Raw genomic sequence first — 20,237 nt, forward strand, 5'->3', positions numbered from 1 at the left:
GATGCGACTCCTCCTCCCCGCCGGAACGACCGAGACGGCCCTGATCGACGGCATCAGCGCCGCCGGAGCCGCCCCCGAACTGATGGAACACACGCCCTCCGCGGACGTCGAGATCCTCGAGTACGGGGAGCCGGTCATGTCGCCGGTGACGCCGGTGAGCCCGAACGGGTGTCCGACGCCCGCGGCCGTGACCCGCGCGGTGCGGGAGGTCGTCGGCTTCGACGTGTCCGTGATCGACGCGGGGCTCACCCGGTCGACGGCCGCGCCGACGGTCGACCTCGGCGGGACCCCCGGCACCGATATCCGCGACGAAGCGGCCGTGCCGGACGCGAACGCCGCCTTCGACCGCGCCCACGACTACGGGGCGAGCCTCCCGGACGACCGGCTCATGATCGGCGAGACGATCCCCGGCGGGACGACGACCGCCCTCGGCGTCCTCACCGCGCTCGGCGAATCCGCTGGCGTCTCCTCGTCGCTGCCGACGAACCCGCTCGAGCGCAAACGGCGGGTCGTCGACGAGGCGCTGGCCGCGAGCGGGCTCGAGCCGGGCGACCGCGATGGCCGCCCGCTCGAGGCGATCGCAGCGGTCGGCGATCCCGTCCAGCCGACGGTGGCCGGGATCGCAGCCGGCGCGCTCGAGTCCGGGACCGACGTGACGCTCGCCGGCGGCACCCAGATGGTCGCCGTCGCCGCCGCCCTGCGCCACGCCGGGATCGACGCGCCGCTGTCGATCGCGACCACCTCCTTCGTGGCCGACGAGCAGGGCGACCGGCTCCCCGACGCCTGCGAGCGGTTCGACTGCGACCTCACCGTCACCGATCCCGGCTTCGACGAGCGCGAGCACGTCGCGATGGCCCGCTACTGCGCCGGCGAGGCCAAGGAGGGCGTCGGCATGGGCGGCGCGCTCTCGCTCGTCCCCGACGGCGAGATGGCGGCGGTCAGGGACCGGCTCGAGGCGGTCTGCGCTCGCCTCGGAATCGGCGGCGGAGAGGACGATGCCGACGACGAACCAGCCGGCGACGGCGCGTCGGAGGGCGACCGTGGACCCTGACTCGATCCGTACCGGGACGCGAGTCCCCCACGGTGGCGAGACAGACCGCGACCTGCTGGACTTCTCCGCCAACACCAACCCCCGAACCCCCGACGGCGTCGGGGACGCGTACGCGGCCGCACTCGAGGAGTCCCGACGCTATCCGGACGACGACTACCCAGACTACCGGGCCGCCGCGGCCGCGTTCGTCGGCTGCGATCCGGCGCGGGTGATCCCCACGCCCGGCGGGTTGGCTGCGATACGGCTCGCGATGGAAGCCGCGCTCGAGCCGGGCGACGAAGCGCTCGTTCCGTACCCGAGCTTCGGCGAGTACGCCCGCGAAGTCGAGCTGCAGGGAGCCGAGCCGCGGTTCGTGCACTACGACGACCTGTTCGAACTCGGCCCGACCACCCTCGAGGCGTGTGCCCTCGCCGTCGTCTGCACGCCGAACAATCCGACCGGCGACGCGGTCGATCCGGACGCGCTCGAGGCGTTCGCGGCCCGGTGTGCCGACGCCGACACGACGCTGCTCGTCGACGAGGCGTTCCTCGGCTTTACCGACCGCCCGTCCGCGGCCGAGTTCGAGCGCGAGAACGTCGTCGTCGCGCGCTCGCTCACCAAACTGTTCGGCCTGCCCGGGCTCCGGGCCGGCTTCGCCGTCGCGGCCGGCGAGCGACGGGACGCGCTCGTGACGGCGCGGCGCGCGTGGTCGCTGGGGACGCCCGCGGCGCGGGTCGGCGCACACTGTCTGCGACGGGAGGAGTTCGTTCGCGACACGCGCGCTCGCGTCGCGACCGAGCGCGAGCGGATGCGCGATGCGCTCGCGGAACGATTCGACGTCCACGAATCGGACGCCCCGTATCTCCTCTGTGACGTCGGCGACCGCGACGTGGCGACGGTGATCGATGACGCGCGAGCGGCCGGCGTCGCGATCCGCGACGCGACGACCTTCCGGGCGCTCGACTCACACGTCCGGGTCGCGGTCAAGGACCGCGAGGCGAACGACCGGCTGCTCGCGGCGCTCGGCGTTCGCGACCGCGAGGACGCCGACCGCGGGTCCGAGTGATGACCGACGCGGACACCGATCGGGACCCGGAGTTCGATGCGGTCCGACGGGACGGCGTGCTCCGAATTCGCCGGCCGAACGCGGAATGGCTCTCGACCGGCTGGAACGGCGGCCGCCGCGTGGCGGACCACGCGTACAACATTTCGGTCCCCGAGGGCTGGGACCACACGGATCTCGAGACCTACGTCGACGACCGACTCGAGCGAGCGGGGTTCGAGACGCCCGCTTCGGAGACGGCCGGACCGGCGCTGCTGACCGGCGTCGATATCGCTGACGCGCGCGGCGCTCGCCGCGGTCCCGTGACGGCCTACGCGACCGCCGGGATGTCGAACCCCGCCGCGCTCCCCGTGGAACCGGCTCCTGCAGAGTCGGACGGAGATGGGATCGAAGCCGGCGAGTCCGAACTCGAGCCGGGCCGAGGAACGGTCAACGTCGTCGTGGGGACGACGCGAGCGCTCGCGCCGGGCGCGCTGGCGAACCTGATCGCGGTCGCCGCGGAGGCGAAGGCGGCGACGCTCCTCGCCGAAACCGGATTTCCGGGCACGACCACCGATGCAGTCGTCGTCGGCCACGATCCAGACGGACCGCAGACGGCGTTCTCGGGGAGCGGCACCGAAGTCGGTGCGGCGACGCGAGCCTGTGTGCGAGACGCCGTCCGGGCGTCGCTTCGCGCCCACTACGCGGCCGCCGACGCCGAACTCCCGGAGTCGGTCGCCGACGCGACCTACGGGGTTTCGACGGCCGAGCGCGCCGACGTGTTTCGGCCGCCGCTCGAGGACGGCTCCGCCGAACCCGACAGTTAACCCGCCGCGACGCCAACCCTCGACCGATGGCCGAGGACGACGATTCGCCAGCCGAACCCGACGACCCGTCAGCGATTCGCTCGATCGCGCTGTCGCCGGACGACGCCGTCGACGCCTTCGTCTACGGCCGAGAGAACCCCGGCGACGCCGTCCTCCGGGTGACCCCGCCGTTTCACGGCCGAATGCGCGCCCGGATCCACGTCTACCGCGTCGACGACACCGAGCTGACCGGCGCGGTCCACCTCTCGCCGGCCGAGATCATCGCGGACGACGTCGTCGAGGACTACCCCGACCTCGAGTCGGCGCTTGCCGACGCGGATGCGGACGACCCGGACGAGACCGACCGCGTCCGCGAACGCCACGTCGAGGCCGTCGAGGAGTGGCGAGCGCGGGCCCGCGAGGCGATCGTCGACGCGGTCGCGCTCGAGACCGACAGCGGGCCACATCGCGTCGAACTCAAACCGCTCGGATAACGGCGGGGGACTGACCCAACTCCTTGCAATCGGCCGCGTCGAGCCGATCGGCGGCGCTTCTCGGGGACTCCACTCCGTCCCGTACTTTCACTTTCACTCCGGACGGATCGGTTTGACGTACTATCAGTCTAACTGAGAGGTATGCAACTGGCAGTCGAGGGGACCGACGAACGACGCGACCGCGATGAGGGGAACAACCGACATGCGCCTCGATCGACCGGCGACCGTGACGACCGACCGCAGCGAGAGCGCCGACGGATCGACGTCTCCGATCTGCACGCGGCGGGGATCGACGAATTCGTGCGCTCGAACGTCGATACCGACGCCGTCTCGCTCGAGCACCGCGGCGGCCGAACGTACCTGCTGCTCGAGGACTGATCGGCCGGTATCGGCATCGATCATCCCACTATCGCCTCACCCCGTGACGAGGTGGCCGCCGTTCCGATGCGCTTGATCGGTCGGAATCGATACCGGTCCCCGTAGCGTTTTGCGTCGGTCCGTGGGACCGACACGCATGACTGGTCCGCGAACGGGTGACCGAGATCGATCGCCCGAGACCGCGACGCGGCGGCGAGTACTCGCAGTCACGGGGAGTGGGGGTCTCACCGGCGTGTTCGGATCGAACGCAGGCGCGATCGAGACTCGAGACGGCGACGCCCGAGTCGCACAGGCTGACGCCGGCGGGGACGGCCCCGTCGCGGAACGCCCGCTGTTCGACGCGCACACGCATCTGATCCCCCACGAGACGCTCGGCAGGGAGCCACTGTCCGCCGAGGGGCTGTTGTCTTGGATGGACGAGCACGGGATCGATCGCGCCGTCGTCCACGCGCTCGATTCGCCGGAGAGCTACCCCGTACAGGCCCCGAGCTGGTGGGTTCTCGACCAGGTCGCGGCCGCTCCCGACCGCTTGATCCCGTTCTGTTCGGTCGATCCACGGACCGTGGTCTACGGGGAGGAGACCGTCAGCAATCTGCTCGAGGGGTATATCGAACGCGGCGCTCGCGGCTTCGGCGAACTCAAGCCGGGCCTGCCGATCGACGACCGACGGCTCGAGACGATCTACGAATGCTGTGCGGAGTACGACCTCCCAGTCTTGTGCCATCTGGACGACAAGGCGCTGTTGGACGCGGTCGGGCTCCCGGGATTCGAGGACGTGCTCGCGTCCTACCCCGGCGTCGATTTCATCGCACACGCCCACTTCTGGTGGGCCCACATCTCGGCGGACGTGACGGTCGCCGACCGAGGTCGATACCCCGACAGTTCGGTCGAACCCGGCGGACGGGTCCCCGAACTGCTCGGGGCGTACGACAACGTCTACGGCGACCTCTCGGCCGGCTCGGGCTGGAACGCGCTCACTCGCGATCCGGCGTACGCACAGGCGTTTCTCGAGACCCACTACGAGCGACTGATCTGGGGATCGGACTACCTCGCTCCCGGGCAGACGGTTCCGCAGACGACGATGTTCGAGCGGTTCGATCTCGATGTCGAGGCGTGGGCGGCTATTCGAGCGCGGACCCTCGAGCGTGTGCTTCGGTGACGAAACGGAGGTCGGTGTCCGTTCGAGAACGAGACGGCTTCGGAACCGGGACTCGAAACCGTCGGCCGCCACTCAGAACCGCTGCAATCGGATCTCGTCGCCGGTGATTTCGTCGATGTAGTCCTCGTCGAGCTGGTAGGTTTCCATCCCGTCGGCGACGTCTCGGTCCCGGCGGAGCCGCGATTTGATCGAGTCCGTCATCTCCGGTCCGGGTTCGACGTACGCGACGCCCGCGTCGACGTCTCGGACGACGCCGACCGCTCTCCCGTTCGTGTTGATGATTCGCTTCCCTTCGTCGTCGACCGTCAAGTTGGCGCACATAGTCCCCCGTTGGCCGAGCAGCGGGGTATACGTTGGACCGACATGTGCGTGGGTGCGGTGTGGCCGACCGGCGGCCGGTTGGATGGAGTGATGACCGCTCGCCTCGAGCGAGCCGTTCGGCCCGGATCGGGCCGTGATCGAATCGGTACCACTAATCCCCCGGAACCGAGACCGCCGACAATGAAACTCGCGCGGATCGCGACGGACGACGGACCGGTCACCGGACGATACGAGGGCGGCGTCGTGCATACCGACGACGGCGTCTACGAGGTCGAGTCGGACGCGGACTTACTGCCGCCCTGTGAGCCCTCGGCGCTGTACTGTGTCGGGCGCAACTTCGCCGAGACTCTCGACCAGATGGAGTACGAACGACCGGATGAGCCCGACTTTTTCATCAAGCCGCCCGCGTCGCTCGTCGGCCACGAGGACCCGGTTCCCTACCCCGGCTTCAGCGACGAAGTGACCTACGCCGGCGAACTCGCGGCCGTCATCGACGAACCCTGTCGAAACGTTTCGGAAGCCGAGGTACCCGAAATCGTCCGCGGCTACACGATCCTGAACGATATGGACGCGCTCGATCAGGGCGGCCGCACGGCCCGCAAGGCGTTCGACGCCTCCGGCCCGCTCGGTCCGTGGATCGAAACCGCCGTCGACCCGACCGACATCGACATGCACACCGATGTAGCCGGCGAGCGCCGCCAAGAAGCCAACACCGAACTGATGCTGTTCGATCCCGCCGAAATCATCTCTTTCCTCTCCCGCCGATTCACCTTCCGCCCCGGCGACGTAATCTCCTTCGGCAGCCCCGCCAACCCCGGTCTCGTCGAACCCGGCGACACCGTCGAAATCACCTACGAGGGCGTCGGGACGCTCCGCAACACCGTCGTCGACTCGAGCGAGCGGGACAGTCTGGCGCTCGAGGACGGCGCGATTCGCACGTAGAACAGACTGAACTGAGACGTAGAACAGCATCCTGCCCCATCCACCGCCGGGCGGGACTGAAAGGTGCTTTCGGCGTCGTTGCGGGACGTTCTCTTCGGCGCTGCTACAGTATCGGCTGACGATCGGTAGAAAGGCACTTCACGGTGACCACCTACCGACGACACGTGAGCGCTGACGCCACGCGACGCGTCGAAGTCTATCCCGACCGCGAGGTCGTCGTCGAGTTCGATCCCGAACTCACGTTCGAGTGCGTCGACGACTGCACGTGGTGTTGTCACCACGGCGTGCTCCTCTACGACCGGGATCTGCTCGAGTTGGCCCAGCGGGCGAACCTCGCCGACACGACGACGGAGTTCCGCGGCGAGAAATTCGTCACCCGCGAGGGGAAAGACCGCGAGGACCACGTCGCCGACGACGGCTCGGCCTGTGCGTTCCTCCGGGAGGACGGCCTCTGTTCGCTGCATCTCGAGGAGGACTGGAAACCCACCCGGTGTTCGGTCTTCCCGCTGGGGGTCTGGCTCGAGGACGGCGACCTCCACGTCGACATTCGGGAGTCCGCCCACGAGCACTGCGAGGGGCTGAACGTCAGCGAGCGGAGCGTTATCGACAACCTCGAGGCCTTTCTGCCGGAACTGCTCTGGGATCTCGAGAACCCGGATTCGGACCGCGAGCTATAGGGTCGGGCTGGTGGTCTGCGAACCGGTCGACCGGCGGTCGACTCCGTCGAGGATGAGACACATAGTCGTACAGCGTCGTGGGGTGCGATACCACGTCTCCCCAACCATTTAAAGGTCTACCGCACGTAGTAAACCTGTGTCAGAAGACTCCGGGCGACGGAACCTCCGTATGCCCAACAGCGATGAAGTATTCGCCGTCGTAACCGAACACCTCGGTGGCAACCACGTTCGCCTCCGCTGTGAGGACGGCGAGGAGCGACTCGGCCGCATTCCGGGTCGCATGAAATACCGGACCTGGATCGAGCAAGACGACATCGTCGTCGCCGAGCCGTGGGACTGGCAAGACGAGAAGGCCACCATCGAATGGCGCTACACCGGCCAGGACGCAGATCAACTGCGTCGCGAAGGCCACATCGATTGATCCCCGGTAGCGGTTTCGCTTCCTACTAGATTTCTCCGCACCGCCCACTTGTTGGTAGCGGCCGCGCCGGCGCTCGTCGCTATCCGTCAGTGACCCAGTCGGAGAACCGAGAGCCGATACCCGCTCGTTCGACGGTCGACGCGATCAGTCCGATTCCCTACATACGTATGAAATACGTTTAACACCGGTCCCATACTCAGGTTCGAGCATGGAATCGCTGGCCGGTGAGTCGGTCGTCGTGATCGGGGGCGGCATCGGTGGGCTCTCGACGGCCTGTTACCTCGCGGACGCGGGTGCCGACGTGCGCGTCATCGAGAAGAACGAACAGGTCGGCGGCCGAGCGAGTCGCCTCGAGAAGGACGGCTTCCGGTTCGACATGGGTCCCTCGTGGTATCTGATGCCCGACGTCTTCGAGCGGTTTTTCGCCGATTTCGGCCGGGTTCCGAGCGAGTACTACGACCTCAAGCACCTCGATCCCCATTATCGGATCTTCTTCAAAGACGGGGATCAGGTAGACGTGACGCCGGACTTAGAGCGAACGAAGGCCGTCTTCGAGGAGTACGAGGACGGCGCGGGCGACGCGTTAGAGCGCTACCTCGCGAAGTCGAGGGAGAACTACGAGGTCGGGATGGAGCACTTCGTCTACGAGGACCGCGAGCGTCTACGGGACTATCTGGACCTCGACGTGGCCCGACAGGCCCGCGGCCTCTCGCTTCTGGGGTCGATGCAGGGCCACGTCGAGGGCTACTTCGACCATCCGAAGCTCCAGCAGATCATGCAGTACACGCTGGTGTTTCTGGGCGGGTCGCCGACGAACACGCCGGCGCTGTACAACCTGATGAGCCACGTCGATTTCAACCTCGGCGTCTGGTACCCCGACGGCGGCATCGGCGCGGTCATCGACGGCATCGCCGACCTCGGCCGGGAACTCGGCGTCGAGTACGACACCGAACGCCCGGCGACGGAGATCAAGGGCCGCACGGGCGGGTTCGAAATCGAAACCCCGAGCGGCCCCGTCCGGTCGGATCTGGTCGTGAGCAACGCCGATTACGCCCACACCGAGCAGGAACTGCTGACTCCCGAACGGCGCGGCTACGACGCCGACTACTGGGACGAGCGGACCTACGCGCCCTCCGCGTTCCTGCTCTATCTGGGCGTCGAGGGCGACGTCGACGAACTCGCCCACCACACGCTCGTCCTGCCGACCGACTGGACCGACCACTTCGACCAGATCTTCGAGGACCCGCAGTGGCCCGACGATCCCGCCTACTACCTCTGTGTCCCCTCCGAAACAGACGACGATGTCGCGCCCGACGGCCACAGCGCCCTGTTCGTCCTCGTCCCGATCGCGCCCGGCCTCGAGGACACGCCCGAAATCCGCGACGAGTACCGCGACCGAGTCCTCGCCGACATCGCCGCAAACACCGGCACCGACCTGCGGGACCGGATCGTCCTCGAGGAGCGATTCTCCGTCGAAGACTTCGCCGATCGGTACAACAGCTACGGCGGAACGGCGCTGGGACTGGCTCACACCCTCCGGCAGACCTCCCTCTTCCGGCCGCCCCACCGATCGAAAGAGGTCGACGGCCTCTACTTCGCGGGCGGCGACACCACGCCCGGAATCGGCGTCCCGATGTGTCTCATCAGCGGCGAACTGACCGCCGAGAAAGTGCTCGCCGACCACGGCGACGGGACCCGGCCGTGACGGGACCGCGACGGGGCGATCGGGTCGACGGTATCGATCGAACGGCCGACCGAGACGACCTCACCGCGCGCTCGAGCCCCCATCGATGACCCCGAATCCGACGGCCGAGAGCGAAGCGAGCGTCGGCGACCAGCTGTCGTACCTGCTGACACTCTCGCGACCGCGGTTCTGGCTGTACCTCGCGGGTCCCGTTCTCGTAGGTGTGGCCTACGCGGCGACCGCCGTCGGCGATCTGTTCGCGCCCGCGACGGTCGCGCTGTTCGCCTATTTCCTCCTGCCGGCGAACGTCTTCCTCTATGGAATCAACGACATCTACGACCGGGAGATCGACGCGGCGAATCCGAAGAAAGAGGACCGGGAGACGCGGTATCGGGGACAGCGATATGTTCCCGCGGCCGTCGGGCTCTGTGCGGCGCTTCCGTTGCTCTTTGCACCCCTCGTCGGAACGGCCGCGATACCGTGGCTCGTCGCCTTCCTCGTCCTCGGCGCGGCCTACAGCGCCCCGCCGGTCCGGTTCAAGACGACCCCGCTCCTCGATTCGGTCTCGAACGGGCTCTACGTCACGCCGGGCGCGGCCGCCTACGCCGCCGTCGCCGGCGCGCAGCCGCCGATCCTCGCCGTCGCGGGCGGCTGGCTGTGGGCCATGGGAATGCACACATTCTCGGCGATCCCCGATATCGAACCCGACCGCGAGACCGGGATCCGAACGACCGCGACGGTGCTCGGCGAGCGCCGGACCTACCTCTACTGCGGCGCGTGCTGGCTCGCGAGCGCGGCCGCCTTCGGCGTGCTTGACATCCGGTTGGGTGCGCTCATGCTCGTCTACCCCGCGCTCGTGGCCGCGATCGCCACCGCGAGCGTCGCCGTCGACCGCGCCTACTGGTGGTTCCCCGCCATCAACACCGCCGTCGGCGCGTTCCTGACGATGGGCGGCCTCTGGAGGCTGCTCTATGGCTAGGGACCCGGATCGCCCGCCCTCGAGTTCGGGTCCGGACCGGGAGCCCGAGACCGACTCGAGCCCGGAGACGGGGTCCGACTCGAGACCGAACTGCAGCCGCGAGGAGTCCGCCGGCGAGGATCGTGACGGCGGCGGCGAGCGTGATGCAGACGGGACCCGAGCCGCGGTCCAGCGTCGACTCGAGGCGCTCGTCCGCGAGAATCGGGTCACCATCGCGGTCGTCTTCCCGATCGTCGGCGCGGTGACGCTGGTCGGGAGCGCCGAGGGAGTGCTTCCCGACCCGCTCGCGTACAACCCGCTGTTGATCCTGTTCGGGACGCTGGTGATGCGCTCGCCGCTAGTCGTCGCCCTGCTGCCGCGGGTCGACCGCCGGGCGGTCGCCTTTCTCGGCGTCCTGACGGCCTACACCTACGCCATCGAACTCGTGGGCGTCCAGACCGGCTGGCCCTACGGTACGTTCGAGTACGGAATCCGACTCGGGCCGATGGTCGGCGGCGACGTGCCGCTCGCACTGCCGCTGTTTTTCGTCCCGCTGGTGCTGAACGCCTACCTGCTCACGCTGCTGGCGCTCCGCGAGCGGGTCGGACGGGTCGTCCCTCGATTGCTCGCGGCTATCGCCGCCGTCGTCGCGGTCGATCTGGTCCTCGATCCCGCGGCCGTCGCGATCGGGTTCTGGACGTACGTCCCGCCGGGGAGCTACTACGGCGTTCCCGCCTCGAACTACTGGGGGTGGCTCCTCTCGGGGACCGTCGCCGTCGTTCTCGTCGAGTTGGCGTTCGATCGCGCGGCGTTGCTCGAGCGCGTTCGGGCCTGCGAGTTCGCGTTGGACGATCTGGTGAGTTTCGTCCTGCTCTGGGGCGCGATCAACGTCCTCTACGGCAACTGGATTCCCGCCGGCGTCGCCGGACTGTTCTGTCTCGGGCTCCTCCGGACCGACCGGTACGACCTCGCGACGGTTCGGACGGCGCTACCGACGGGGTGGTCCCGGCGGTGACGGAAGTTGGTCGCGCTCGGTGACGACGACGATGCGGACTGTCTCGACGACCGACGGGAGGCGCATGCTGGCGGTCCGTTTTTGCACTCGAGGCGTGTGATCTCCGTATGGCTACCAGAGAACCGGTCGAGTGCCCGGTCTGCCGGGAGTCGCCGGCCGCCGATCAACAGCTCGAGGAGCACCTGTTCGCCGACCACTCCAAGCGCAAACTGGCGAAGTTCATCGTCGCCGAGACCGCCACGCTGACCACCGACGACGTCTCCGAGTAGCGCGCGGTGGCGACCCGCACGGTTTGGACCGTGAGACGGGGAGCAGCGGCTAGTCAGACGAACAGACTCGAGATGACGTCGCCGAAGAGGAGCAACAACACCACGGCGGCGACGGTGAGCGCGAGCCACACGCCGAGGCCGACCGCCGTCGTTTTCGCCATCTGCCGTTCCTCGTCGAGTATCTCGGAGTTCGTGTCCGTGGACATACTACTCCTTTCACTCGCGGGGACAACGAACGAATAGCCACTATATCGTGGGGATTGATATGCGGCCGATCGTCACCGGGTCGGAACGCCGTCGCCGTGTTCCGGACCCAGCCGGTCGCGCTCGCCGGTCGACACCGCCGAGACCCGCTGAAACACCGCCTCGGGATCGCGGTTCCAGTGCCAGTACCAGCGCGTCTTCGCGAGACACCACAGTTTCCGGGCCGTCGATAACGACGGCTCCCGGGAGAGAACGTCGTACTCCTGTGCGCGGATGACAGCGTGGTGTTCCACGTAGAGGACCGCGGCCAACAAGACCGGGAGCTGGCAGTCCTCGGGCAGATAGCGGATGCCGGCGACTCCCTCGCGGTAGAGGTCCTCCGTGCGCTGGAGTTCGGCCGCCATCGCCGCCGCGAACGACTCCGAGTGCTCAAGCCGTTCGATCTGCGCGGGCTCGACCCCGTGGTCTCGGAGCGTCTCCTGTGGAACGTAGATTCGATCGCGCTCGCGGACATCCTCGCGAACGTCCCGGAGGAAGTTCGTCATCTGGAAGGCTTCACCGAGTGTGACGGCGTGGGGGAGCGCGGCCTCCTCCGTCTCCGGCTCCATGATCGCGGTCATCATCACGCCGACCGAGGCGGCGGACCCCCGCATGTACGACTCGAGGTCGTCGTAGGTCTCGTATCGGCTCGTCTCGATGTCGGTCGCCATCGCGTCGATGAACGTCTCGACCTCCGCGTCGTCGATCCCGTATCGCTCCCGGAGCTCCTGAAACGCCTCGAGCACCGGGTCGTCGGGCTCGCGCTCGCCAAGCGCCTGTGATCGGAGGTCCTCGAGTTGGGCCCGCTGTGTCTCCGGCGGGACGTCAGCGGCGTCGTCGACGACTTCGTCCGCGATCCGGAAGAACGCGTAGAGGACGTGAGTCGCGTGTCGCACTCGCTCGGGGAGGAACCGCGTCGCGAGATAGAACGTCTTCCCGGTTCGTTTCTGTATCGCCTTGCCCGCGTCGATGTGTTCCTGTTGCATTCTCTGCCTCGTTGACCCTGCCGATGGCGATCGGATGTATACGATACGACAGATGCACATAAAATAACACCCCCTCACTATGTTCAGCAGCGGCTTGCGGCGGACTCAGTGCAGTCGTCGTCCATCGACACGGATGTATCGACACGTTCGTCAACAGCATCCGCTGGGTGGCCTGCCAGTGCTGTTACAGTCGATCAAGAGACCGGTATCGAGACTCCCAGTTCTTCACCTGAACCGTCTCCCGCCGCTCGAACGAGCTCGCGTCGTGGACCGCACGGAGCGCAACGAACCGGCGGTCGGTCAGGCCGGCTCGAGTCGCGTCGAAACGCTAGTTCATCGACAGGGCGACATCATTGCTGTCACATCGGTTCGCTGCGGTTTCTCCCTGACTGAAGTACGAGTCACCGCTCGAGTAGTTCCCGTCCGCGTATTCCTCGGCACCGCTGGCGTAGTACTCCGCAGCATCTTTCAGTGCGTTCATCTGGCACGAGAGGTCGATCAGGTCGCTCCGGAACTCCGCCGGCGCGTCGCTTTCCGCCTCATTGAACGTCGTATAGGCGCTGTTGAACGTATCGGCGGCCGACGAAAATTCCGATGCGGCGGTATTGTATCGCTCCGCCTCCAGCGCGTCGACTGCATCAGTGAACGGCAGCATCCCCTCGGCCATCTGCCGGCTTCCAGTGAACAACACGTCTGTCACGCTGAGGACGTCCTCGATCTCCTCGAGCGCGACTTCCATCTCGGCGCGGTCGACCTCGTCGACAGCACCGAGCGCGGTCGTGTCGATATCGTCGAAGGTCGACCGTGCGACCGTCGCACTATCCATCGCATCGTCGTTGTATGACTCCGCACGCTCGGCCGAACTGACCGCATCACCCCACCGCTCTTGATCCAGGTACTGCTCCCACGTGTCGAGTTCGTTCATAGCATCGCCCAGCGCCGAAAAGACGTCGACGAAGTCACGCAGGAAATCGGCGACGTCCTCGAGCGCTCCGATCGTCGCGAGCTGGTCGTCAGTCGCCCCGTCGCGCGCTGCCGACAGATCGTTTTCGGCCTCGCTGATCTGGGCCTCGATCGGTTTCGTTTCGATGGCGTACGAGCCATCGTTCAGCGGACCGCCGGATTCGTCAATTGCTGACTCGAAATCATCGACCGCTGCGTTGAGCGTTTCGTCGGCCGATTCGATGAGCGTCACCGGGTCGTCCTCGCCGTCTGTACTGGTCGAATCGTCGTCACCGCTATCGCTCAGACATCCGGCGAGCGATAGTGTCGCAACCGATCCCCCGATAGCGGACAGCATCCGTCTCCGATTCATATATAGAACTGCAACCCAGTGAATAAATATATTATCTTTAACGAGACAGTACGGAATTGGAATAGTTACCAGCTGCCGTACTTCATCACCATCGAGGTGGCCGATTCGTGAGCAGCGAACTGGACGACCTGTCGAGGGAAGACGGGTTATCCGTTCCGAAACGGATACTGTAGCGAACGCATCGTCGCGCTCACTCGGAGTGCTTGGCTGTTGCAATCGTTTGTCTCGCTGCTGACAGCTGCCCTGTTGTGGTTAGAATTTTGTTATGTTAGTTAACACTTATATAACAGTTCGTGGACGGTTCCCACGGAGATCAGGCGTGCCGGGATACTGATCCACTCCGGTGACGGACCGAGCGCCGGACCCGGACGGAGAAGACACCGATCCGTCCGAAGGTGGGCGCTCGGAGACGGTGGGAAATCGACGAGGAGATCTCCGATCGAAACCGGATCGCACAGTCCACGTCCCTGTCACCCGTGGTTGTGTTCGCGACCGGTCGTCTCGCGACGATCGGTCGCGTAACCCGTTGGAACCGGCGACAGTCGTCCGTAACCGAACAAATACCTATGTGGGACTATGGCATAGTTCGTCCCATGGTGAGCGATCAGATCACGCGCGGACGGTCGCGGTGTCGGAACTGCGGGTTCGAAGCACCGGGCGGAGACGACGAGTGGCGGCGGATCGAGGTCCCGAAACTGGGCCGGATGACCCAGTGTCCGAACTGCGAGAGCACGGACGTCATTACCAGCCGGTGACGGCAGCGACGACGGCGACAGCGACGGTGCGATAGCGATATCGGGTGGTCCGTGCAGACAGACTCTTGAGTGTCTCGACCCTATCGGGGTCTATGAGCAACGAGTCAGATCACGCCCCGACGAGCGACGAGGAGTGGCGCGAGCGACTGAGCGACGAGGAGTACCGCATCCTCCGCGAGGCGGGTACCGAAGCGCCGTTCAGCGGCGAGTACGTCGACCACAAGGACGACGGCTCCTACGCCTGTGCCGGCTGCGGAGCCGAACTGTTCGAGTCCGGAACGAAGTTCGAGTCCGGCTGCGGCTGGCCGAGTTTCTACGACGTCGACGACGACCGGGTCGAAACCCGAACCGACACCAGCCACGGCATGCGCCGGACCGAAGTGCTCTGCGCGAACTGCGGCGGCCACCTCGGCCACGTCTTCGAGGACGGCCCCGAACCGACCGGCAAGCGCTACTGCATCAACTCCGTCGCCCTCGAGTTCGACGACGAGTAACGGCGACGGTCGCGACCGCGATCACGCGACGGGGACAGTAAACGAGAACGTCGCCCCCTCGCCGGGTTCGGAGTCGACCCAGATGTCGCCCCCGTGGCGCTCGACGATCCGCTGGCAGAGTGCGAGGCCGATCCCCGTCCCCTCGTACTCCTCGCGACCGTGGAGTCGGTCGAAGACGGTAAACACCCGCTCGTGGTCGTCGGGATCGATCCCGATTCCCTCGTCCCGGACCGAGATCACCCACTCCCGACTCCGTCGTTTGGCACTGATGTGCACCCGCGGCGGCTCCTCGCCGGAGTACGTAATCGCGTTACACAGCAGATTCTGGAACACTTGCCGCAACTGGCTGGCGTCGCCTTCGACGCGGGGAAGTTGCTCGGCCTCGATGTCCGCGTCGCTCTCCTCGATGTGGAACTGGAGATCCGCGCGGACGTCCTCAAGGACGGCCTCCAACTCGACCGGTTCGAACGGATCGCCCCGGGTCGAAACGCGGGAGTACTCGAGGAGGCCGTCGATCATCTCGCGCATGCGCTCGGCCCCGTCGACGGCGAACTCGAGGAACTCCTCGCCGTCCTCGTCGAAGGCGTCGCCGTACCGGGTCTCGAGCAACTGCAGGTAGCTCGTGACCATCCGCAGGGGCTCTTGGAGGTCGTGGGAGGCGGCGTAGGCGAACTGCTCTAAGCGCTCGTTCGAGTCCTCGAGCGCTCGTTCGCGCTGTTTTCGCTCGAGTTCGTACTGGACCCACTGGGACATCAGGTGGTGGAACGTCCGCTCGGCGTCCGTAAACGCTCGGTCGTGGGCGTCCGAGGCGACGAAGAAGAACGTCCGGTCGGGTTCGTTCTCGAGTTCGATCCGCGACCCGAGGTACGTTTCGACGCCGAACTCGTCGTAGGCGAGCGTGTCGCCGAAGCCGGCGCGGACGGGGTCGGTTACGCCGGCCGTCGACTCGTCGACGGTCAACCGGCAGTAGGTCTCCGAGAGCGGCGCCTGCGCGCCGGGTACGAGATATTCGTGCTCGTCGCTTACGGCCTCGACTTCGAACGAGTCGGTCGCCGGATCGATGCGCGCCAGCCCGCCGAGGTCGAGGTCGAACCGTTCACAGCCGAGTTCGAACATGGCCTGTAGCTTCTCGTCGAACGAGCGGTCGGGGTCGGCCGCGATTTCGTACAGCGTCCGCTCGTGGGACTCCCGCTGTTCCTGTTCGAGCTGGTATTTGACCCACTGGCCCAGCAGACGGAGGAAGGTCCGTTCGTCGTCCGTGAACGCCTCGTCGCGCCGGTCCGGAGAGACGAAGAAGAACGTCCGGTCGTCACCGCCCTCGACGGGGATGTAGGTGCCGAGATACGCCCGCAGTCCGAACTCGTTGTAGACGGTGACATCGCCGTACCCGTCAGCCTGCGGATCAGTCACGCTCTCGGCGGTCTCGATTTCGGTGGCGGCGGCACAGTATGTCTCCGACAACGGGAGTTCGACGCCGGGTCGGAACTGTTCGTGATCGTCGCTGACGTACTCGAGTTCGAACCAGTCGTCGTCGACGTCGACGCGGGCCATCGCCCCGAGTTCGAGGTCGAAGCGTTCGCAGCCGAGGTCGAAGAGGTCCTGTAGCTTCTCCTCGAACGAGCAGTCGGGATCGGCAGTGATCTCGTTTTGCCGCTCGAGGTGTTGCTGGTTGTGCTGTAACTCGGCGCGGGCTTCGGTCCGATCGAGCAGCGTGCCCATCATCCGGTCGATTTCGCGTGCCGGTTGATCGGGCCCGAAGAACTCCTCGGGCGGCGTGTAATAGAAGTTCTGACAGACCGTCCGGTCGTAGATCAGATGGGGGTGGGTCTTGATCACGTCGCGGATGGTCTCCGCGGGAAACCGCTCGCGGTTGTACTGACAGAGCGCGATTCCGTTCGCGTCCGGGAGAACGCGGTTGAGTTTGCTCTCGTACTCGATGAGCGCCTCGAGCGGCGGATCGTCGCCGAACACCCACGTCATCTCGCCGGTGATCCGGAGGCCTTCGTACTCGTCCTCGGCCTCCTCGATCGCGTCGGCGAGGAACGCGATCATGTCGTCGGGGTCGAATTCGCCGTACCGGAGGTAGGAGTCCTGTGCGGTGTGCATCGTCAGCGCGCCCGACTCGAGCGCGCCGTCGACGTCGACGCCGGCATCGCGGAGCGCCGCGAGGACCGCATCGGTGTCGTTCTCGTCGGCGATGTAGAGACAGCGTTCGCCGCGCTCGAGGCCCTGTTCGATGTACGGAATCGCCGTCGCGAACTGTTCGCCTTGGGTCTCGTAGAGCAGGGCGAGGTGATCGTACGAGTCGTGTTCGTCGACCGGTTCGACGGGTCCGTGGAACTCCGGACTCGCCTGCAGCGCCTCGAGACCGGTCTCGAGTCCGAGAACGTCGTGCTCGGGGGGTTGTGTCTGTTTACTCATGTGGTAGTGTCGGGTCGCAGTCAGTCGTTCGGAATCGCTGTCGTCCGATCCGTTCGGCGAGGAGACGGCAGGGAGAGCGTGATCCAGTCGCAGGTCACGTCGGTTGCTACTAACAGAGACTGCACACAGTCGGATAAGCCGTCCGGTGGAATCGGTTCAGACGGCGAGACAGTGGCGTACGACGACCAGTTCGGCGGTTTAGAACTGCTCGTGAGCGACGGAACGCGGCCTCGAGACGGACTCCTAGTGGCCCGGTCGAGTGCAGGCACTACGTTTTTCGAGAGACCCGGCTCACCTCTATCCATGTCGAACGAACGACCGAGCGCCGAGGAACTGCGACAGGGCATCACCGTCGAAATCGTCCAGGACGATGCGGATCCCGAATCCGAAGACACGGAGCCGATCATCGGCGAGGTCGGGACGATCCACGGCGACGACCCCGAGGGACCGCACGTCAAACTCAAGAGCGGCGTCGTCGGTCACGTCCAGTCGGTCGTCACCGACGAGTAGCGCTCCACAAAATCTAATTGAACGCCGCCGTTAGAGACGATGTGGCGGCTGGATTCGGGCATGGATACCTAGAATACTGACCGCCTTCTTTTCAGACCGTCTCTTCACAGCCCTCCGATACCAAGATAAATACTGAGTAACGAACCGAGAATACCAAGAATCCCTGCTATAAGACTAAATCGTTTCTTCTGTTGAATAGTCATATCGGGCTCTATTCGATATAGCGGCATAAATGTACTGTGAATAACTCTTGTGGGGGGTCGGATGGGCTACAGGACTATGAGAGAGATACCCAATCAACCGTACCGAAACGCGACCACGAGTAGTGCCCGTTCCTTTCGGGTGCGATGTCCCATGTTTCTCGGTTGCTCCGTCGCCGCGGCCCGGTTCCATCGCCGGCCGAAACGGTTTCTGTCGGTCCGTTGATCCCGTGCTATGCGCGCCTCGAGTCTCACCGCGCTCGCCCACGACGTCGCTGCGATCGCACGGGAACGACAACTCAGCGTCGCTGCCGCCGGACTCGCCTATCACGCGTTCAATACCGTCGTCCCGCTGGTGATCTTGGCGCTCGTCGGCGCGTCGCTCGTCGACGCGCTCGAGCCGATCCTCGAGGTCGCCGTCCGGGAGACCGGCCTCGAGGGGACGGTATCGGCGAGCGACCTCGAGGCGGTGACCGGGGACGGCGGCGGCCGAATCAGAGCGGCGCTGCTGGCGTCGGGGATCCTCTGTTGGAGCGCAGCCCGGTTGTTTCAGGCGGTCAACAGCGCGTTTCTAGCGGTCTACGACGGTCGAAAGGAACAGTCGTACGCGGACGCGGCCACCTCCGTGACCCTCGTCACGGTTTGCAACGCCGTCCTCCTGACGGCGACCGTCGCCGTCGGCGTCGCGCTGGTCGGCGTGATCGGGGCCGGGATTCCGACGGGGAACGGCGGGCTCTTGGCGACGGTCCTCGTGACCCTCTCGCTGACCGTCCTCCTGTTCGCGGCGTTTTTCCCGATGTACTACCTGTTTCCACAGCCCGCGGTCTCGATCCGAGAGGTGCTGCCGGGGACGGCCGTCGCGGCCCTCGCGTGGACCGCGCTCGCGGTCGGCTTTCGGCTCTACGCCGCCGCGTCCGAAAGCGTCGCGCTGTTCGGCGTCGCCGGCGCGATCCTCATCGTCCTGACGTGGGTCTACCTCGGCGGGCTCTGTCTCCTGCTCGGGGCGGTCCTCAACGCGGTACTCGCCGACCGCGTGAATCCGGAGACGGAGTGGCTCCCGCTCCGAAACGTGTGGTCGAAGTACGCCTGAGGAGTCGACGCGCCGGACTCGTTACAACCCGTCTAACTTCTCCCCGATATTGCGTTTCACATCCAGAACGATGCCTTCCGTTCTCGAGTATTCAACCACTGATTTGGAAAATACCGATACATTCTTGGTTGCCTGGATGTATTCTCCGAGTATGATGCCCGAAGCAGAGTCGACCGGAAGCCGGTCGAACGAGGCAGGTGATGTCGTCGCAGCCGTCGACGAGATCGACGGCAGTCCGCATCTCGTCGTCGCGAACATCGCTCGGGACGACAGCTGGATCGCCATGAGCGAGGCCGACGCCGTCTCGCTCGAGGAGTGCCGGTAGACGCTTCGGGATACGAACGACGCCTGACCCCCCTTCTTCTCTCACGGGCCGTCGTCGCGGAACGCGGTGTGAATCGTCTTCGCCCGCGTCGGCCCGATCCCGTCGATCCCCGCGAGTTCGTCGACCCCCGCCTCGAGCAGCGCTTCGACGGTGGGATACCGGTCGTACAGCGTCGCCGCGAGTTCGGGGCCGATCCCCTCGATGCAGCCGTACATCCGCTTGGTCGTCGGTTCGCGCCGGCTCGGCACGGAGCCGACCGGCAGCCGTCGGCTCGTCGGGTCCTCCGCGTGCTTTCGACCGAGGCGGATCGCGAAGTCGATCAGGTGCTGGCGATCCGTACAGGGGATGACCGCCACCCCCTGCCGGGCGGTGATCGACGCCATCGATCCCCGGATCGACGCCGGTGACACGTTCGTTCGGAGCGACTCGAGGTCGGCGAAATCCCCCTCGAGCAGGACGTAGGAGTGGTCGTAGGCGGCGGCCATCCGTTCGACCTGATCCGCGATGTCCGAGCCGCTCCGACCCATGGCGCTGGTGACGTAGTCGCGGGGCGTTTTCCGTTCGATGCCGACCGAGTCGATCGCGAGGTCGCCGGTCGCCAGCCGTTCGACGGTCACGTCGATCACGTCGGGGTGGGTTCGAACCGCCTCGACGAGTCCGGCCGGCTCCCGGTCGTCGACGGTAACGGCAACGCGCATACGC

The 20,237-nt window shown here is 66.1% G+C and carries 24 protein-coding genes; 18 read left to right on the top strand and 6 right to left on the bottom strand.

Going from position 1 to position 20,237, the window contains the following annotated elements:
* The first annotated feature begins 1 nt into the window (after window position 1).
* The 6 genes from cobT to ACT4ML_RS00620 all read left to right on the top strand — a co-directional run bounded on the left by cobT (window position 2) and on the right by ACT4ML_RS00620 (window position 4,909).
* On the top strand, window positions 2-1,051 hold the full coding sequence (cobT, locus tag ACT4ML_RS00595) for a nicotinate mononucleotide-dependent phosphoribosyltransferase CobT (protein ID WP_444719124.1): 1,050 nt from the start codon (window positions 2-4) through the stop codon (window positions 1,049-1,051).
* Entirely contained in the window at window positions 1,041-2,096 is a 1,056-nt protein-coding gene (locus ACT4ML_RS00600; protein WP_444719125.1) for a pyridoxal phosphate-dependent aminotransferase, read from the top strand. The genes cobT and ACT4ML_RS00600 overlap by 11 nt, the downstream gene beginning before the upstream one ends.
* Window positions 2,096-2,899 (top strand): adenosylcobinamide amidohydrolase, encoded by an 804-nt coding sequence (locus tag ACT4ML_RS00605; protein WP_444719126.1) that lies wholly within the window; start codon window positions 2,096-2,098, stop codon window positions 2,897-2,899. The genes ACT4ML_RS00600 and ACT4ML_RS00605 overlap by 1 nt, the downstream gene beginning before the upstream one ends.
* 26 nt (window positions 2,900-2,925) lie before the next feature.
* Window positions 2,926-3,372 carry a hypothetical protein gene (locus ACT4ML_RS00610; protein WP_444719127.1) on the top strand — a complete coding sequence of 149 codons (447 nt, stop codon included), beginning with the start codon at window positions 2,926-2,928 and terminating at the stop codon, window positions 3,370-3,372.
* A gap of 141 nt (window positions 3,373-3,513) precedes the next feature.
* Window positions 3,514-3,750, top strand: coding sequence for a hypothetical protein (locus ACT4ML_RS00615; RefSeq protein WP_444719128.1), 237 nt, complete (start codon window positions 3,514-3,516; stop codon window positions 3,748-3,750).
* Window positions 3,751-3,886: 136 nt separating this feature from the next.
* Window positions 3,887-4,909: an amidohydrolase family protein gene (locus ACT4ML_RS00620; protein ID WP_444719129.1), complete on the top strand. Its 1,023-nt coding sequence runs from the start codon at window positions 3,887-3,889 to the stop codon at window positions 4,907-4,909.
* Between the two features lie 72 nt (window positions 4,910-4,981).
* Here the strand turns inward: ACT4ML_RS00620 and ACT4ML_RS00625 are convergent, their stop codons facing one another.
* Window positions 4,982-5,230: a hypothetical protein gene (locus ACT4ML_RS00625; RefSeq protein ID WP_444719130.1), complete on the bottom strand. Its 249-nt coding sequence runs from the start codon at window positions 5,228-5,230 to the stop codon at window positions 4,982-4,984.
* 180 nt (window positions 5,231-5,410) lie between these two features.
* Between ACT4ML_RS00625 and ACT4ML_RS00630 the strand changes: the two genes are divergently transcribed.
* The 7 genes from ACT4ML_RS00630 (at window position 5,411) to ACT4ML_RS00660 (ending at window position 11,196) form a co-directional block, all read left to right on the top strand.
* Window positions 5,411-6,172: a fumarylacetoacetate hydrolase family protein gene (locus ACT4ML_RS00630; RefSeq protein WP_444719131.1), complete on the top strand. Its 762-nt coding sequence runs from the start codon at window positions 5,411-5,413 to the stop codon at window positions 6,170-6,172.
* 164 nt (window positions 6,173-6,336) lie between these two features.
* Window positions 6,337-6,849 carry a YkgJ family cysteine cluster protein gene (locus ACT4ML_RS00635; RefSeq protein ID WP_444719132.1) on the top strand — a complete coding sequence of 171 codons (513 nt, stop codon included), beginning with the start codon at window positions 6,337-6,339 and terminating at the stop codon, window positions 6,847-6,849.
* Between the two features lie 136 nt (window positions 6,850-6,985).
* Window positions 6,986-7,270 carry a translation initiation factor eIF-1A gene (locus ACT4ML_RS00640; RefSeq protein ID WP_083902798.1) on the top strand — a complete coding sequence of 95 codons (285 nt, stop codon included), beginning with the start codon at window positions 6,986-6,988 and terminating at the stop codon, window positions 7,268-7,270.
* Between the two features lie 208 nt (window positions 7,271-7,478).
* On the top strand, window positions 7,479-8,975 hold the full coding sequence (locus ACT4ML_RS00645; RefSeq protein WP_444719133.1) for a phytoene desaturase family protein: 1,497 nt from the start codon (window positions 7,479-7,481) through the stop codon (window positions 8,973-8,975).
* An 85-nt stretch (window positions 8,976-9,060) separates the two neighbouring features.
* Window positions 9,061-9,933, top strand: a complete 873-nt coding sequence (locus ACT4ML_RS00650; protein ID WP_444719134.1) for a prenyltransferase — start codon at window positions 9,061-9,063, stop codon at window positions 9,931-9,933.
* Window positions 9,926-10,927 carry a bisanhydrobacterioruberin hydratase gene (gene cruF, locus ACT4ML_RS00655; RefSeq protein ID WP_444719135.1) on the top strand — a complete coding sequence of 334 codons (1,002 nt, stop codon included), beginning with the start codon at window positions 9,926-9,928 and terminating at the stop codon, window positions 10,925-10,927. The genes ACT4ML_RS00650 and cruF overlap by 8 nt, the downstream gene beginning before the upstream one ends.
* 107 nt (window positions 10,928-11,034) lie before the next feature.
* On the top strand, window positions 11,035-11,196 hold the full coding sequence (locus ACT4ML_RS00660; protein WP_444719136.1) for a hypothetical protein: 162 nt from the start codon (window positions 11,035-11,037) through the stop codon (window positions 11,194-11,196).
* A gap of 53 nt (window positions 11,197-11,249) precedes the next feature.
* On the opposite strand, the gene ACT4ML_RS00665 is transcribed toward ACT4ML_RS00660, so the two are convergent.
* The 3 genes from ACT4ML_RS00665 to ACT4ML_RS00675 all read right to left on the bottom strand — a co-directional run bounded on the left by ACT4ML_RS00665 (window position 11,250) and on the right by ACT4ML_RS00675 (window position 13,740).
* Window positions 11,250-11,402, bottom strand: a complete 153-nt coding sequence (locus ACT4ML_RS00665; RefSeq protein ID WP_175416362.1) for a hypothetical protein — start codon at window positions 11,400-11,402, stop codon at window positions 11,250-11,252.
* A gap of 72 nt (window positions 11,403-11,474) precedes the next feature.
* Window positions 11,475-12,425, bottom strand: a complete 951-nt coding sequence (locus ACT4ML_RS00670; protein ID WP_444719137.1) for a phytoene/squalene synthase family protein — start codon at window positions 12,423-12,425, stop codon at window positions 11,475-11,477.
* Window positions 12,426-12,753: 328 nt separating this feature from the next.
* Window positions 12,754-13,740: a hypothetical protein gene (locus ACT4ML_RS00675; RefSeq protein ID WP_444719138.1), complete on the bottom strand. Its 987-nt coding sequence runs from the start codon at window positions 13,738-13,740 to the stop codon at window positions 12,754-12,756.
* 593 nt (window positions 13,741-14,333) lie between these two features.
* Between ACT4ML_RS00675 and ACT4ML_RS00680 the strand changes: the two genes are divergently transcribed.
* Both ACT4ML_RS00680 and msrB read left to right on the top strand, forming a co-directional pair.
* Window positions 14,334-14,495, top strand: coding sequence for a hypothetical protein (locus ACT4ML_RS00680; protein WP_175416361.1), 162 nt, complete (start codon window positions 14,334-14,336; stop codon window positions 14,493-14,495).
* 92 nt (window positions 14,496-14,587) lie between these two features.
* Window positions 14,588-14,989, top strand: a complete 402-nt coding sequence (gene msrB / locus ACT4ML_RS00685) for a peptide-methionine (R)-S-oxide reductase MsrB (protein ID WP_138244358.1) — start codon at window positions 14,588-14,590, stop codon at window positions 14,987-14,989.
* Between the two features lie 21 nt (window positions 14,990-15,010).
* Here the strand turns inward: msrB and ACT4ML_RS00690 are convergent, their stop codons facing one another.
* Window positions 15,011-17,410 carry an MEDS domain-containing protein gene (locus ACT4ML_RS00690; RefSeq protein WP_444719139.1) on the bottom strand — a complete coding sequence of 800 codons (2,400 nt, stop codon included), beginning with the start codon at window positions 17,408-17,410 and terminating at the stop codon, window positions 15,011-15,013.
* 303 nt (window positions 17,411-17,713) lie between these two features.
* Between ACT4ML_RS00690 and ACT4ML_RS00695 the strand changes: the two genes are divergently transcribed.
* The 3 genes from ACT4ML_RS00695 (at window position 17,714) to ACT4ML_RS00705 (ending at window position 19,535) form a co-directional block, all read left to right on the top strand.
* Window positions 17,714-17,920 carry a DUF2196 domain-containing protein gene (locus ACT4ML_RS00695; RefSeq protein ID WP_138244356.1) on the top strand — a complete coding sequence of 69 codons (207 nt, stop codon included), beginning with the start codon at window positions 17,714-17,716 and terminating at the stop codon, window positions 17,918-17,920.
* Between the two features lie 435 nt (window positions 17,921-18,355).
* On the top strand, window positions 18,356-19,210 hold the full coding sequence (locus ACT4ML_RS00700) for a YihY/virulence factor BrkB family protein (RefSeq protein WP_444719140.1): 855 nt from the start codon (window positions 18,356-18,358) through the stop codon (window positions 19,208-19,210).
* Window positions 19,211-19,361: 151 nt separating this feature from the next.
* Window positions 19,362-19,535: a DUF7556 family protein gene (locus ACT4ML_RS00705; RefSeq protein WP_444719141.1), complete on the top strand. Its 174-nt coding sequence runs from the start codon at window positions 19,362-19,364 to the stop codon at window positions 19,533-19,535.
* 41 nt (window positions 19,536-19,576) lie between these two features.
* On the opposite strand, the gene ACT4ML_RS00710 is transcribed toward ACT4ML_RS00705, so the two are convergent.
* On the bottom strand, window positions 19,577-20,233 hold the full coding sequence (locus tag ACT4ML_RS00710) for an ERCC4 domain-containing protein (RefSeq protein ID WP_444719142.1): 657 nt from the start codon (window positions 20,231-20,233) through the stop codon (window positions 19,577-19,579).
* Window positions 20,234-20,237: the final 4 nt, after the last annotated feature.

Origin of the sequence: Natrinema sp. LN54 (assembly GCF_052439245.1) — an archaeon.
GTDB lineage: Archaea > Halobacteriota > Halobacteria > Halobacteriales > Natrialbaceae > Natrinema > Natrinema versiforme_A.